This window comes from Kitasatospora sp. NPDC094028 (assembly GCF_049543595.1).
Classification (GTDB): Bacteria; Actinomycetota; Actinomycetes; order Streptomycetales; family Streptomycetaceae; genus Kitasatospora.
Genome location: NZ_JBMVFA010000014.1, coordinates 66,076 through 80,028 on the forward strand (window position 1 = coordinate 66,076; position 13,953 = coordinate 80,028).

At 74.5% G+C, this 13,953-nt stretch carries 12 protein-coding genes; 9 read left to right on the forward strand and 3 right to left on the reverse strand.

Translation table 11 applies throughout. The features are described 5' to 3' along the window. Nucleotides 1-19: 19 nt before the first annotated feature. The 3 genes from ACPC54_RS21630 to sucD all read left to right on the forward strand — a co-directional run bounded on the left by ACPC54_RS21630 (nt 20) and on the right by sucD (nt 3,561). A complete protein-coding gene (locus tag ACPC54_RS21630; RefSeq protein ID WP_498966862.1) occupies nt 20-1,183 on the forward strand; it encodes a VWA domain-containing protein in 1,164 nt (387 codons plus the stop codon). 302 nt (nt 1,184-1,485) lie between these two features. After that, on the forward strand, nt 1,486-2,658 hold the full coding sequence (gene sucC, locus ACPC54_RS21635; RefSeq protein WP_498966863.1) for an ADP-forming succinate--CoA ligase subunit beta: 1,173 nt from the start codon (nt 1,486-1,488) through the stop codon (nt 2,656-2,658). Nucleotides 2,659-2,676: 18 nt separating this feature from the next. Next, nucleotides 2,677-3,561 (forward strand): succinate--CoA ligase subunit alpha, encoded by an 885-nt coding sequence (gene sucD, locus ACPC54_RS21640; RefSeq protein ID WP_030280912.1) that lies wholly within the window; start codon nt 2,677-2,679, stop codon nt 3,559-3,561. Nucleotides 3,562-3,657: 96 nt separating this feature from the next. On the opposite strand, the gene ACPC54_RS21645 is transcribed toward sucD, so the two are convergent. Further along, complete coding sequence (locus ACPC54_RS21645) at nt 3,658-5,445, reverse strand: LuxR C-terminal-related transcriptional regulator (RefSeq protein WP_498966865.1); 1,788 nt, start codon at nt 5,443-5,445, stop codon at nt 3,658-3,660. Nucleotides 5,446-5,577: 132 nt separating this feature from the next. Between ACPC54_RS21645 and ACPC54_RS21650 the strand changes: the two genes are divergently transcribed. Then, entirely contained in the window at nt 5,578-6,996 is a 1,419-nt protein-coding gene (locus tag ACPC54_RS21650) for a cell division protein PerM (protein WP_498966866.1), read from the forward strand. A 27-nt stretch (nt 6,997-7,023) separates the two neighbouring features. On the opposite strand, the gene ACPC54_RS21655 is transcribed toward ACPC54_RS21650, so the two are convergent. Next, on the reverse strand, nt 7,024-7,656 hold the full coding sequence (locus ACPC54_RS21655) for a hypothetical protein (RefSeq protein ID WP_498966867.1): 633 nt from the start codon (nt 7,654-7,656) through the stop codon (nt 7,024-7,026). A gap of 402 nt (nt 7,657-8,058) precedes the next feature. On the opposite strand from ACPC54_RS21655, the gene purN reads away from it, so the two are divergent. Further along, nucleotides 8,059-8,718, forward strand: coding sequence for a phosphoribosylglycinamide formyltransferase (purN, locus tag ACPC54_RS21660; protein ID WP_498966869.1), 660 nt, complete (start codon nt 8,059-8,061; stop codon nt 8,716-8,718). Next, on the forward strand, nt 8,715-10,292 hold the full coding sequence (gene purH / locus ACPC54_RS21665) for a bifunctional phosphoribosylaminoimidazolecarboxamide formyltransferase/IMP cyclohydrolase (RefSeq protein WP_498966871.1): 1,578 nt from the start codon (nt 8,715-8,717) through the stop codon (nt 10,290-10,292). The genes purN and purH overlap by 4 nt, the downstream gene beginning before the upstream one ends. 91 nt (nt 10,293-10,383) lie before the next feature. Here the strand turns inward: purH and ACPC54_RS21670 are convergent, their stop codons facing one another. Then, nucleotides 10,384-11,037: a hypothetical protein gene (locus ACPC54_RS21670; RefSeq protein WP_498966873.1), complete on the reverse strand. Its 654-nt coding sequence runs from the start codon at nt 11,035-11,037 to the stop codon at nt 10,384-10,386. 399 nt (nt 11,038-11,436) lie between these two features. Between ACPC54_RS21670 and ACPC54_RS21675 the strand changes: the two genes are divergently transcribed. The 3 genes from ACPC54_RS21675 (at nt 11,437) to ACPC54_RS21685 (ending at nt 13,948) form a co-directional block, all read left to right on the forward strand. Next, nucleotides 11,437-12,291 (forward strand): bifunctional methylenetetrahydrofolate dehydrogenase/methenyltetrahydrofolate cyclohydrolase, encoded by an 855-nt coding sequence (locus ACPC54_RS21675; protein WP_045693527.1) that lies wholly within the window; start codon nt 11,437-11,439, stop codon nt 12,289-12,291. Nucleotides 12,292-12,314: 23 nt separating this feature from the next. Further along, the gene (locus ACPC54_RS21680) at nt 12,315-12,740 is read left to right on the forward strand and encodes a DUF3017 domain-containing protein (protein ID WP_045693525.1); all 426 of its coding nucleotides are present in this window, start codon (nt 12,315-12,317) and stop codon (nt 12,738-12,740) included. A gap of 215 nt (nt 12,741-12,955) precedes the next feature. Further along, nucleotides 12,956-13,948 carry a malate dehydrogenase gene (locus tag ACPC54_RS21685; RefSeq protein ID WP_498966875.1) on the forward strand — a complete coding sequence of 331 codons (993 nt, stop codon included), beginning with the start codon at nt 12,956-12,958 and terminating at the stop codon, nt 13,946-13,948. Nucleotides 13,949-13,953 lie beyond the last annotated feature (5 nt).

Genomic DNA, 13,953 nt, shown 5'->3' on the forward strand with positions numbered 1-13,953 from the left:
ACCACCCGAGGAGAACCCGATGGCGACCACGACCGACGAACGGCTGCGCCGCTGGCGACTGGTGCTCGGCGGCGAGGCGGACGGCACCGGCCGCACCCTGCGCGGCCGCGACGCCGCGATGGACGGCGCCCTCGCCGCGCTCTACCGGGGCGCCCCCGAGGAGGGGGCCCGCCCGGGCCGCGCCGGCCGGCGCAGCGCCGGGCTCGGCGGTTCGGCCCCGCAGGTGGCCCGCTGGCTGGGCGACATCCGGGAGTACTTCCCGTCGACCGTCGTCCAGCTGATGCAGCAGGACGCGATCACCCGGCTCGGCCTGGACCGCCTGCTGCTGGAGCCGGAGATGCTGGAGGCCGTCGAGCCGGACGTCCATCTGGTCGGCACCCTGCTGTCGCTCAAGCACGCGCTGCCGGAGACCACCCGGGAGAGCGCCCGGGCCGTGGTCGGCAAGGTGGTCGCCGACCTGGAGCGCCGGCTCGCCGACCGGACCCGCTCCACGCTGAGCGGCGCGCTGGACCGCAGCGCCCGGGTCAACCGCCCCCGGCACCGCGACATCGACTGGGACCGGACCATCCGGGCCAACCTGAAGAACTACCTGCCCGAGCACGGCACCGTCGTCCCCGAGCGGCTGATCGGCTACGCCCGCGCCCAGCGCGCGGTGAAGAAGGACGTCATCCTCTGCATCGACCAGTCCGGTTCGATGGCACCCTCGGTCGTCCACTCGGCGGTGTTCGGCGCGGTGCTCGCCTCGATGCGCACCCTGGATACCCGGCTGGTCGTCTTCGACACCTCGGTGGTCGACCTCACCGAGCAGCTGACCGACCCGGTGGACGTGCTGTTCGCGACCCAGCTCGGCGGCGGCACCGACATCAACCGCGCGCTCGCCTACTGCCAGTCGAAGATCACCCGCCCGTCCGAGACGATCGTGGTGCTGATCAGCGACCTGTACGAGGGCGGCATCCGGGACGGCATGCTCCGGCGGGTCGCCGCGATGAAGGCGGCCGGCGTCCAGTTCATCGCGCTGCTCGCGCTCTCCGACGAGGGAGCCCCGGCCTACGACCACGCGCACGCCGCGGCGCTGGCCTCGCTCGGCGCGCCGGCCTTCGCCTGCACCCCGGACGCCTTCCCGGAGATCATGGCCGCGGCGATCGAGAAGCGACCGATCCCGGTGCCCGACCAGGGGGCCTGAGCGTTCACCCGTACGCGCTAACTCACCCGATCGACGGATCACGCGCCCGCCACCGCCTTACGGCCGGGCTGTGACGGTTATCACCCACTATGGGCAGGCCCCGGGCGGAACACGCCCGTCCGACGGGGATAACCTGCCAGACGGACGTGACCCGCGTGTTGATTGACGTGTGCGCCCGTGGCTGTGTGGGCCGCAAGGCCGTACCTCTGCGTACCCGCAGCAGCCCCGACGACCCGCAGCGAAGATCCTGCCGTGGCACGCTCGTAGAGACACAATCCGCGACCACGAACAAGGACAAACACGTGGACCTGTTCGAGTACCAGGCGAGGGACCTCTTCGCCAAGCACGGCGTGCCCGTGCTTGACGGCGATGTCATCGAGACCGCCGCAGACGCTGCCGCCATCGCGGAGCGCTTCGGCGGCCGCGCCGTCGTCAAGGCTCAGGTGAAGGTGGGCGGCCGCGGCAAGGCCGGTGGCGTCAAGCTCGCCGCCGACCCGGCCGACGCCGTTGCCAAGGCCGAGGCGATCCTCGGTATGGACATCAAGGGCCACACCGTTCACAAGGTGATGCTGGCCCAGACCGCGGACATCAAGGACGAGTACTACGTCTCGTTCCTGCTGGACCGCACCAACCGCACCTTCCTGGCCATGGCCAGCGTCGAGGGCGGCGTGGAGATCGAGGTCGTCGCCGAGCAGAACCCCGACGCGCTCGCGAAGATCCCGGTCGACGCCAACGAGGGCTGCACCCCGGAGAAGGCCGCCGAGATCGTCGCCGCGGCGAAGTTCCCGGCCGAGGTCGCCGACCAGGTCGCCGAGGTCCTGCAGAAGCTGTGGACCGTCTTCATCAAGGAGGACGCCCTCCTCGTCGAGGTCAACCCGCTGATCAAGTCCGGTGACGGCAAGATCATCGCGCTCGACGGCAAGGTCTCCCTGGACGAGAACGCCGAGTTCCGCCAGCCGGAGCACGAGGCCCTGGAGGACAAGGCCGCGGCCAACCCGCTGGAGGCCGCTGCCAAGGCCAAGGGCCTGAACTACGTCAAGCTCGACGGCCAGGTCGGCATCATCGGCAACGGCGCGGGCCTCGTCATGAGCACCCTCGACGTGGTCGCCTACGCCGGTGAGAGCCACGGCGGCGTCAAGCCCGCCAACTTCCTCGACATCGGTGGCGGCGCGTCCGCCGAGGTCATGGCGAACGGCCTGGAGATCATCCTGGGCGACCCCGACGTCAAGTCGGTCTTCGTCAACGTCTTCGGCGGCATCACCGCCTGTGACGCGGTCGCCAACGGCATCGTGCAGGCCCTGGAGCTCCTCGCGAGCAAGGGCGAGAACGTCTCCAAGCCGCTGGTCGTCCGCCTGGACGGCAACAACGCCGAGCTGGGTCGCAAGATCCTCGACGACGCCAACCACCCGCTGGTCCAGCGCGTGGACACCATGGACGGCGCCGCTGACCGCGCCGCCGAGCTGGCCAACAAGTAAGGAAGGGGACTTAACACCATGGCTATCTTCCTTACCAAGGACAGCAAGGTCATCGTCCAGGGCATGACCGGCGCCGAGGGCATGAAGCACACCCGCCGCATGCTCGCCTCCGGCACCCAGATCGTCGGTGGCGTGAACCCGCGCAAGGCCGGCACCACGGTCGACGTCGACGGCACCGAGATCCCGGTCTTCGGCTCCGTCGCCGAGGCGATGGAGAAGACCGGGGCCGACGTCTCCGTCCTCTTCGTCCCGCCGGCGTTCACCAAGGCCGCCGTCGTCGAGGCCATCGACGCCGAGATCCCGCTGGCCGTCGTCATCACCGAGGGCGTCCCGGTGCACGACACCGCCGCCTTCTGGGCGTACGCCGGTTCGAAGGGCAACAAGACCCGGATCATCGGCCCGAACTGCCCCGGCCTGATCAGCCCCGGACAGTCGAACGCCGGCATCATCCCGGCCGACATCACCACCTCCGGCAAGATCGGTCTGGTGTCGAAGTCCGGCACCCTGACCTACCAGCTCATGTACGAGCTGCGCGACATCGGCTTCTCCTCGGCCGTGGGCATCGGTGGCGACCCCGTCATCGGCACCACCCACATCGACGCCCTCAAGGCGTTCCAGGAGGACCCGGAGACCGAGATCATCGTCATGATCGGTGAGATCGGTGGCGACGCCGAGGAGCGTGCCGCGGCCTACATCGCCGAGCACGTCACCAAGCCGGTCGTCGGCTACGTCGCGGGCTTCACCGCTCCCGAGGGCAAGACCATGGGCCACGCCGGCGCCATCGTCTCCGGCTCCTCGGGCACCGCCCAGGCGAAGAAGGAGGCCCTGGAGGCCGCCGGTGTCAAGGTCGGCAAGACGCCGTCCGAGACCGCCCGCCTGGCGCGCGAGATCATCGCCGGCTGACCCTTCCCCGGCCGCACGCCGAGCGCCCCCGCCCTTCCCGGGCGGGGGCGCTCGCCGTTCGTCCGGGCCCTTCGCGCAGGGGCCCGGACGACGGTGTCACCCCAGGTCCGGCCTGGACGCGCAGGGACGGGTCGTCAGCGGCGGGCAGGCCACCGGCCCCTGCGGCGGCGGGGCCGCCGCACCCCGGCCGCCGTGCGGTACCAGCGTCCACCGGGCGGCCGCCTGCGCCTGCTGCTGCGGCTCCACCAGCACCGCCGCCAGCCCGGGCGACGGGCTGCACCACAGGCTGCTGATCACGTTCGGGCCGCCGCCCGGCGGCACCGGCACGCCCGGCTCCTCCGCCGCGTCCGCCGCCGGCACGCACAGCGCCGGGGCCGGCGGCTCGGGCGGCCGCGTCAGCACCGCCGGGCGGATCCCCGCCAGGGTCGCCAGCGTCGCCCCGCCCACCGCCATCGTCAGCAGCGCCGCCGCGCCCGTCCGGCTCGCCGTCCACAACCGGTACCGGGCCCGCAGCGCCGGCACCGGCGGCCGGTGCGGGGCCGGCACGCCGCGCACCGCCGCCCGGTGCAGCAGCCCGCTCAGCCCGTCCGCGAACCCCGGCGCCGCCGGGTCCGGCCCGACCAGGTCCGGCACCCACCCGGCCAGCGCCGTCCGCGCCGCCCACACCCGGGCCTCCGCCGCCGCCCGGGACGACTCCACCTCCACCGCGACCACCGCCGCCGGCAGCCCCAGCCCGTCGTGCAGCACCAGGGCCCGCCGCTGCGGCCGGGACAGCCGCTTCAGCGCCTTCAGCAGCGCCCGGTCCCGGTCGGTCAGCCGGTCGTGGTCCGGCAGCACCGCCTGCGACTCGTCCGCCGGGCGCACCTTGATCCGACGATGCGGCAGCTGCCACACGTGCGCCCGGCGCGGCCCGCCCCGGTGCCACGGCGACAGCGCCAGCTCGCTCGCCCGCGCCCGCACCCAGCCCTCCGGGTCCCCGGTCGCCGCGACCCGCGCCCAGCGGCGCCGGGCGTCCCCGAACGCCAGCCGTACGCAGTGCACCGCCCGGTGCCGGCACGCCGTCAGCAGGAACACCTGCTGCACCAGGCGGGTGTGCGCCGCCTCGTACAGCTCCTCGAAGCCGCCCGCCGCCCGCCCGGCCCGCCCGGCGGCGGGGGCCGCGGCGGCGCGCCGTTGCGGGACGGGCGTGGGCCGCGCCCCGGCGGGGTCGGCGGCGGCTCCTGCGCCGCGGGTCCCGGTGTCCGGCGCGGTGCTCTGTTTCGCCATGGCCTCGGCCCGTTCGTCGGTGTCGGCGGCGGTGCCGTGCTCCGCCGACGCTTCGGCCCGGACCGCGTGGCTCGGCGGGGCGGCGGCGGTCTCGGCGGGGCGCCGTTTCGCCGCGCCGCCGGGTGCCGCGGCAGCGGCGGTTCCGGGGCGCTCGGCCGCGGACGCCGGGTTCGCGCGCGGTTTCGGATCCGGCCCGGCGGGCGCGCCCGTGGACGGCCCGGCGGCGGTGCGCCGTTCGGGTGAGCCGGCTCGGGCCGGGCCGGTACCGGCGGTTCCGGTGCCGGGCCGGGGAGCCGCCTTCGCCCGCGCGGGCCGGGCCTCGGCCTCGGTGCCGGCGCCTGCCGGCTCCGCGCCGAGCGCGACGGCTTCGGCCTCGGTGGTGACGCCCAGTTTGCGCATCGCGCGGTGGAGGTGGCCGCGGGCGGTGGCCGGGGTGATGCCGAGGGCGGCGGCGGTGCGGGTGAGGTCGTGGCCGGCGGCGAGGTGGGCGAGGGTCTGGGCCTCACGGGGGGTCAGTTTCCGCGGCAGGCCGGCGGCGTCCTGCGCGGCGGCGTCCGGTGCGGCCGGGCGGGTGTGCCGCTTCGGGGTGGGGGAGTCGGCGGTGGGGGGCGTGGTCATCAGACGCTCCGGGCCGGGGCGCCGGCGGCTTGGGGGCAGGGTCTGAAAAGGCGCATAAGCCAATAATCTGGGACACGGCGGCGGTTTGCCGCTTCACCGAGCATGGCGAGTCGCCTTGGCACCATGAGGCGCATGACGCAGCTGATGGGCCGTCCGATCCTGGAAGTGCCGGGCGAACTGGGCGGACGCCCGGTGCTGGCGGACCTGTTGGCCGGGGTGCGGACCGCGCTGGTCGGCCTCGCGGTGGTCGTGGTGCCCGTGCTCGGGCTCTGGGTGGTGACGCCGTACGCGGACGACGGCGCGGCCGGTGCCACCCGTCTGGCGGCGGCCCTGTGGCTGCTGGGGCACGGCGCGCCGGTGCTGCGCGGGGGTGCGGACGCCCCGCTGTCGGTCACTCCGCTGCTGCTCGGCGTGCTGGCGGTGGTGCGGCTGTACCGGGCGGGCGCGGGGTTGGAGCGGCGGCGCGGGCTGCGCTCCCGGTGGGGCGGCCCGGTGGCGCTGTGGTCCGGGTACTGCGCGGTGGCGGTCGCGGTGGCGTTGCACTGCGCGGGGGCCGGACTGTTCCGCAGCCGGGTGCTGCTGGACGTCCTGGTGGTGGCCGTGGTCGCCGGGCTGGCGACGGCCGCGGGCGTCCGGGCGGCGGGCCCGCCGCCGGTGGACGGCCGCCCGGCCGGCTGGCCGCTCGACCGCCTGCCGCCGCCGTACCGGCCGTCCGGCGGCGCGGCGGCGGTGCGGGGCGCGGTGCTGGCGGCCGGGGCGGGCCTGGTGGCGGCGGGCGGGGTGCTGGTGGCGGTGGCGGCGGTGTCGGCCGCGGCGGCGGGCGGCGGTCGCGGGGCGGCGCTGCTCGGCGCCGGGCCGTCCGCGGTGGCGGGGCTGGTGCTGCTCGCCGTGGTGCTGCTGCCGAACGCGGTGCTGTGGGGCGCGGCGTACGCGCTGGGGCCGGGGTTCGCGGTGGGCACGGGGACGGCGGTGTGGCCGGGGGGCGCGGTGCTCGGCCCGCTGCCGGACTTCCCGCTGTTCGCGCTGCTGCCGGCCGAGGGCGCGGGCGGTTGGCGGTGGGCGGCGCTGCTGCTGCCGGTGCTGGCGGGGGTGGTGCCGGCCGTCCTGCTGGGCCGGGCGGCGGCCGGCGGCGGCACCCCCGTCCCGGCCCCCGCCGATCCCCGGGCCGGGGCCGACCCCGAGGCCGCCGATCCCGAGGCCGGGGCCGGCCGCCCCGGCCCCTGGTCGTCCGCCGCGACGGCGGTGGCGGCCCTCGCCGCGGCGCTGCTGACCGGGGCGGGCGCGGCGGCGCTGGGCTGGCTCTCCGGTGGCGCGCTGGCGGCGGAGCGGATGGCCCGGCTGGGCCCGGTGCCGTGGTGGACGGGCCTGGCGGCGGCCGGCTGGGTCGCGCTGGTGGCCGTCCCGGGCGCGCTGCTGGTCCGGCACCGGGCGCTGGCGGCGGCGGCGCCCGGCCGGGGCTGGCGCCGGGCGCTCACCGGTCGCGCACGCCGGGGTGGGCTGCTGGTGCGCGCCCGCGCGTACGCCGCCGTGGTGCGCCTGGGCGGTGGCTGAGCGCCCCCCGCCGAGGCGCCCGGTCCCCTACTCGGCGTCGCCGGTGAAGTCCACGTACCACTGCGGCGCGTAGCGGTCGCAGTTCTCGGCACCGACCGAGGTCAGCGAGTCCTGCACGCAGGTGACGTACTCGTGGTAGTAGACCCCGAGGCCGATCACCGAGGTCGCGACCACGACGGTCATCGCGCCGGTGAGGATGCCCGCCAGCGCGGCCGGGGTGAGCGGGTTCGGCACGGGCGCCCCGGGCACCGCCCCGGCGGCGGCCGCAGCACCCGTCGTGGCCGGCTTCGGCGCGCGCAGCGCGCTGATGCCCCACGCGATCCCCAGCACCCCGACGAGCAGCGCGATCCAGTGGAAGCCGGCGAGCAGGCTGACCAGTGCGAGCGGCCCGGCGAGCGCGGCGTTGCGGGCCCGGCGGTGGGCCGGGTCGGTCGGGTCGAGCCGCGGCGGCTGCGGGGCGGGCGGCCGCTGGCCGGGGCGGCCCTCGCCGAGGCCGGCGCCCCACGGCGGCGGGATCGGCGGGCGCTCGCCGTTCCCCTGGCCGCCGTTCCCCTGGCCCTCGCCGGGCCAGGGGCCGCGCGGCTGCCACGGCTGGTCCGGGGCGTCCGGCGGCGGCGGTGCGAAGGGGTTGCGCTCGCCGGTGTCGTCACCGCTGCTCATGGTTCGGCCATTCCTTCTCGGTCGGTGGCTCGGGCGGAGGTCTCGTTCCAGACAAACCCTGGCGCCCCCTATGATCCCGCAGCCGTTCGTCGGCCCACCGGCGGCCCGCCCCGCCGTCCACGGGGTACCCGGTGCGGCCGTCCGCAACTCCCGTGCGGAGCGCGTGGGGAGGTCGCGGCGAGATCCCGGTCTCAACTACGCGCGTAGCGCCGCCCGGAGGGTGCGGAGGCCGTCCGACCAGCCGTTATCGTGGTGACGGTCAGCAGCTCGGACAGGTTTCCCCGGGGCCCGCGTCGCGGCGGGTTCTCCTGGTGTTCCCCTTCGCTCGACCTGCCGTTCGTAGTGGCCCCACCGCCGGTGGACGTACCAGCGGACGGCGCCCGACCTACGGAGATTCGCGCAGTGGCCGCCGCCCCCGCTCAGCTCTTCCCGCCCCGCACGCCCGGACCGGCCCGTCTGGTGGTGCTGGTATCCGGCTCCGGCACCAACCTGCAGGCGCTGCTCGACGCCGTCGCCGACCCGGCCTACGGCGCCGAGATCCTCGCCGTGGGCGCCGACCGGGACGGCATCGCCGGGCTGGACCGCGCCGCGAAGGCGGGCCTGCCGACCTTCGTCCACCGGGTGAAGGACTTCGCGGACCGCGCGGACTGGGACCGCGCGCTGACCGCCTCCGTCGCCGCGTACGAGCCGGACCTGGTGGTCACGGCCGGTTTCATGAAGATCCTCGGCCCCGCGTTCGTCGCGGCCTTCGCCGGGCGGACCGTCAACACCCATCCCGCACTGCTGCCCGCCTTCCCCGGCGCCCACGGCGTCACCGACGCGCTCGCGTACGGCGTGAAGGTCACCGGTTGCACCGTCCACCTGGTCGACGCCGGGGTGGACACCGGGCCGATCATCGCGCAGGGCGTCGTCGAGGTCGTCGACGCCGACCACGCCGATGGCGGCGAAGCGCTGCACGAGCGCATCAAGACTGTCGAGCGCAAGCTGCTCGTCGACGTCGTGGGCCGGCTGGCCCGCGAAGGTCACCGCATCGAGGACCGAAAGGTATGGATCCCGGCATGAGTGCCAGCTCCACCACCACGCCCGTTTCGGAGAACGTCCGTCCGATCCGTCGCGCGCTGATCAGCGTGTACGACAAGACCGGTCTGGAGGAGCTGGCCCAGGGCCTGCACGCCGCCGGGGTCGCGATCGTCTCCACCGGCTCCACCGCCGGCCGGATCGCCGCCGCCGGCGTCCCGGTGACCGAGGTCTCCGAGCTGACCGGCTTCCCGGAGTGCCTGGACGGGCGCGTGAAGACGCTGCACCCCCGCGTGCACGCCGGCGTGCTCGCCGACCTCCGGCTGGAGTCGCACCGCGCGCAGCTGGCCGAGCTGGGCGTCGAGCCCTTCGACCTGGTCGTGGTGAACCTCTACCCGTTCAAGGCCACCGTCGCCTCCGGCGCCACCCCGGACGAGTGCGTCGAGCAGATCGACATCGGCGGCCCGAGCATGGTCCGTGCCGCCGCCAAGAACCACCCCTCGGTGGCCGTCGTGGTCGACCCGGCCCGCTACGAGGACGTGCTGACGGCCGTCCGCGAGGGCGGCTTCGACCTGGCCACCCGCAAGCGCCTGGCCGGTGCCGCGTTCGCCCACACCGCCGCCTACGACGTGGCCGTCGCCTCCTGGTTCGAGGCCGGCTACGCCCCCAGCGACGAGCACTTCCCGGAGTTCCTGGGCTCGACCTGGGAGCGGCAGAACGTGCTGCGCTACGGCGAGAACCCGCACCAGGGCGCCGCGCTGTACACCGACGGCACGGGCGGCCTGGCCGGCGCGCAGCAGCTGCACGGCAAGGAGATGTCGTACAACAACTACGTCGACACCGACGCCGCCCGCCGCGCCGCCTACGACCACGCCGGCCCGGCCGTCGCGATCATCAAGCACGCCAACCCGTGCGGCATCGGGACCGGCGCCGACGTCGCCGAGGCGCACCGCAAGGCGCACGAGTGCGACCCGGTCTCCGCGTACGGCGGCGTCATCGCGGTGAACCGCCCGGTCACCGTCGAGCTGGCCGAGCAGATCGCCCCGATCTTCACCGAGGTCGTGGTGGCCCCCGGCTACGAGGACGGCGCCCTGGAGGTGCTGACCCGCAAGAAGAACCTGCGCGTGCTGCTCGCCCCCGAGGCCCCGGCCAACCGCCAGGAGGTGCGCCCGATCTCCGGCGGCGTGCTGCTGCAGGACGCCGACCGGGTGCACGCCGAGGGCGACGACCCGGCGAACTGGACCCTGGCCACCGGCGAGGCGCTGTCCGGGGCCGAGCTGGCCGAGCTGGCCTTCGCCTGGCGGGCCTGCCGGGCCGTCAAGTCCAACGCGATCCTGCTGGCCAAGGACGGCGCCTCGGTCGGCGTCGGCATGGGCCAGGTCAACCGGGTCGACTCCTGCAAGCTCGCGGTCGAGCGGGCCGGCGAGCGGGCCAAGGGCTCGTACGCGGCCTCGGACGCCTTCTTCCCGTTCCCGGACGGCCCGGAGATCCTGATCGCCGCCGGCGTGAAGGCGATCGTCCAGCCTGGCGGTTCGATCCGGGACGAGGAGGTCGTCGCGGCCGCGCAGCAGGCGGGCGTGACGATGTACTTCACCGGCGCGCGGCACTTCTTCCACTGACGCCGACGCTGACGCACTGACGACGTGACAGAGCGGCCCGGCCCCCTGCGAGGAGGGAGCCGGGCCGCTCTGTCCGTCCGGCGGTGGGCCGTCAGTAGCGCGGCCGGTTGAACCAGGCCACGCCGTCCCGGATGGTCATCGCGACGATCCAGAGGATGCAGATCGCGACCCACAGCCCGCCGAGGATCTCGAAGAACCAGGCGGCCGCGGCGAGCTCGGAGCTCTTGGTGATCGCGAAGATCAGGAGGGCCGCGCCGAGCAACAGGGCGATCGAGCCGTACACCAGGGTGGTGATCCGGGTGGCCGGGCCGCCCTTGCCGAACTTCACCCCGAGCGTGATGGAGAGCACCGAGGCGAGCAGGAAGACGATCCCGAGGACCAGGGCGACGCTCGCCGCCATGTTGTTGAGGATCGCGGAGTCGCTGCCCGCGCTGTGCTTGTTGGCGTTGTTCTTGGCGCCCAGGGCTCCGAGCAGGAAGAGGGCCGTCAGGAGGATCTGCGAGCCGCCCACGATGAACAGCAGCACCCGGGTGGTGATCACCAGGCCCGGCATGGACATCTGCGGTGCGGCCGGCGGGAAGGCGTAGCCCGGCGCGGCCTGCGGGTAGCCGTATCCGGCCTGCTGCTGCTGCTGCGGGTAGCCGTACCCGGCCGGCTGCGCCTGCGGCGCCTGCTGCGGGTACCCGTAGCCCGGGGCGCCCTGCGGCGGGCCGTAGGGGTTGTTCGGCGTGGGCGGATAACTCATGGATGCCTCCGGGCAGTTGCGGGGACGCGGGGACGGTACGGCGGAGGGCCCGGGTGCGGCCCGGCGGCGGTGGCGGGCGGCGGCCGCGGCTCAGCGGTGAGGTGAGCGGACGGCGGGCCGGGGCGCCGGCGGGGGCGCGGCGGACGGGCCGCTGCCCCGGCGATCGCGCGGCACGGTGTGCTGTGGTCGGCTCACTTCTTCCCCCGGGTACGCCCCGCCGCGGCGTCCGGCGGCCCGTCACGGGGCCGGTCGCGGCAGGGAATGCCCGCTTATCGTCATCCGGACGGTACGGCCGTGTCCAGCCGGTTCGGCGAGCCGCTCCGAGACTGTGGCGCAACCGCAACGTGGTCCGGACCCGGCAGGTGCCGGGTGGCCTGCGCGATCCGGGAGAATGGGGTCATGACTGCCCAGATTCTCGATGGCAAGGCCACCGCGGCCGCGATCAAGTCCGAACTCGCCGTCCGCGTGGCGGCCCTCAAGGCGAAGGGCGTCACGCCCGGCCTCGGCACCGTCCTGGTCGGTGACGACCCGGGCAGCCGCTGGTACGTCAACGGGAAGCACAAGGACTGCGCCGAGATCGGCCTCGCCTCGATCCAGCGCGAGCTGCCCGCCACCGCCACCCAGGAGGACGTCGAGAACGTCGTCCGCGAGCTCAACGCCGACCCGGCCTGCACCGGCTACATCGTCCAGCTGCCGCTGCCCAAGGGCCTGGACCAGAACCCGGTCCTGGAGCTGATGGACCCGGACAAGGACGCCGACGGCCTGCACCCGACCTCGCTCGGCCGGCTCGCCCTGGGCATCGAGGGCCCGCTGCCCTGCACCCCGCTCGGCATCGTCGAGCTGCTGCGCCGCCACGACGTCGAGATCGACGGCGCCGAGGTGGTCGTGGTCGGCCGCGGCATCACCGTGGGCCGCTCGATCGGCCTGCTGCTGACCCGCCGCAGCGAGAACGCCACCGTCACCCTGTGCCACACCGGCACCCGGGACCTCTCCGCCCACCTGCGCAAGGCCGACATCATCGTGGCCGCCGCCGGCGTGCCGCACCTGGTCAAGCCGGAGGACGTCAAGCCGGGCGCGGCGGTGCTGGACGTGGGCGTCAGCCGCAGCGAGGGCAAGATCGTCGGCGACGTCCACCCGGGCGTGGCCGAGGTGGCCGGCTGGATCTCCCCGAACCCGGGCGGCGTGGGCCCGATGACCCGCGCGATGCTGCTCAACAACATCGTCGAGGCGGCCGAGCGCCGCGCCGGCGTCTGACACCACCACGAGGGACGGCGACCATGACGGAACCGCGGCCGGCGCGGACCCGGCGCAGGCCGGTCAAGACCACCGGCACCCTGCCGCCCGAGGGCTCACGCGCGGCCCTCGGCGGCGAGCACGCCCTGCCGGTGCGGCAGTGGCCGATAACGCTGGTCCTGTCGGTGGTCGGGGCCGGTCTCGCGGTCACCTGGTTCGCCGACTTCAAGGACGGCTTCAAGTACGGGCTGCTGATCCTCGGCTGCGGCGTGCTGCTCGGCGCCGTGCTGCGCCTGGTGCTGCCCGAGGTCGGCATGCTGGCGGTGCGCAGCCGGTTCACCGACGTGATCGTGCTGACCTTCCTGGGCGCGTCGATCGTGCTGCTGACCCTGGTGGCGCAGCCGAACCCGTGGCTGGAGTTCCCGCTGCTCGACAACATCGGACAGCTCATCGGCAGGCCCAAGCACTGATCCGCAGGCCCGTGACGGCCCCCGCCTGGTCTCCATCGAATTCAAGGGTCCGGGCGGGGGTCGCCTTTCTTCTGTGACGCATCAGCCACGCCCGGACACCAGGCGTACGCTTCCCTTTGCGATAACCTGACGCCGGTTTCTCGATGTCGAGAGACCATCCTGGCTCCAGCGCCGGTGTGCCTGGGGCGCCTGGCGATTTGCTGGAGAAGGTAGAAATGACTCGCACCCCCGTCAACGTCACCATCACCGGCGCGGCCGGCCAGATCGGCTACGCGCTGCTCTTCCGCATCGCCTCGGGCCACCTGCTCGGTGCCGACGTGCCGGTGAACCTGCGCCTCCTGGAGATCCCGCAGGGCCTCAAGGCCGCCGAGGGCACCGCCATGGAGCTCGTCGACTGCGCCTTCCCGCTGCTGCGCGACATCACGATCACCGACAACCCGAACCAGGCCTTCGACGGCGCCAACGTCGCGCTGCTGGTCGGCGCCCGTCCGCGCACCGCCGGCATGGAGCGCGGCGACCTGCTGCAGGCCAACGGCGGCATCTTCGGCCCGCAGGGCAAGGCGATCAACGACAACGCCGCAGACGACATCAAGGTCCTGGTCGTCGGCAACCCGGCCAACACCAACGCCCTGATCGCCCAGCGCAACGCCCCGGACGTCCCGGCCGAGCGCTTCACCGCGATGACCCGCCTGGACCACAACCGCGCGGTCGGCCAGCTCTCCGCCAAGACCGGCGCCCTGGTCTCCGACGTCAAGCGCGTCACCATCTGGGGCAACCACTCCGCGACCCAGTACCCGGACATCTTCCACGCCGAGGTCGCCGGCAAGCCGGCCTTCGAGGCAGTCGGCAGCGACCAGGCCTGGCTGGAGGGCGACTTCATCCCGACCGTCGCCAAGCGCGGCGCCGCCATCATCGAGGCCCGTGGCGCCTCCTCGGCCGCCTCGGCCGCCAACGCCGCCCTCGACCACGTGTACACCTGGGTCAACGGCACCGCCGAGGGCGACTGGACCTCGATGGGTGTCGTCTCGGACGGCTCCTACGGCGTCCCGGCCGGCCTGATCTCCTCCTTCCCGGTCACCACCAAGGACGGCAAGTTCGAGATCGTCCAGGGCCTGGAGATCTCCGACTTCTCGCGCGCCCGCATCGACGCCTCGGTCAACGAGCTGGTCGAGGAGCGCGACGCGGTCCAGGAGCTGGGCCTCATCTGAGCCCT

Excerpts from the sequence above, each read along its gene's own strand:
- ACPC54_RS21680 (WP_045693525.1), top strand. The coding sequence starts at position 12,315 with ATGACGGAACCGCGGCCGGCGCGGACCCGGCGCAGGCCGGTCAAGACC.
- ACPC54_RS21670 (WP_498966873.1), bottom strand. The coding sequence starts at position 11,037 with ATGAGTTATCCGCCCACGCCGAACAACCCCTACGGCCCGCCGCAGGGC.
- ACPC54_RS21645 (WP_498966865.1), bottom strand. The coding sequence starts at position 5,445 with ATGACCACGCCCCCCACCGCCGACTCCCCCACCCCGAAGCGGCACACC.
- sucD (WP_030280912.1), top strand. The coding sequence starts at position 2,677 with ATGGCTATCTTCCTTACCAAGGACAGCAAGGTCATCGTCCAGGGCATG.
- ACPC54_RS21655 (WP_498966867.1), bottom strand. The coding sequence starts at position 7,656 with ATGAGCAGCGGTGACGACACCGGCGAGCGCAACCCCTTCGCACCGCCG.
- ACPC54_RS21630 (WP_498966862.1), top strand. The coding sequence starts at position 20 with ATGGCGACCACGACCGACGAACGGCTGCGCCGCTGGCGACTGGTGCTC.
- ACPC54_RS21675 (WP_045693527.1), top strand. The coding sequence starts at position 11,437 with ATGACTGCCCAGATTCTCGATGGCAAGGCCACCGCGGCCGCGATCAAG.
- purH (WP_498966871.1), top strand. The coding sequence starts at position 8,715 with ATGAGTGCCAGCTCCACCACCACGCCCGTTTCGGAGAACGTCCGTCCG.
- ACPC54_RS21685 (WP_498966875.1), top strand. The coding sequence starts at position 12,956 with ATGACTCGCACCCCCGTCAACGTCACCATCACCGGCGCGGCCGGCCAG.
- ACPC54_RS21650 (WP_498966866.1), top strand. The coding sequence starts at position 5,578 with ATGACGCAGCTGATGGGCCGTCCGATCCTGGAAGTGCCGGGCGAACTG.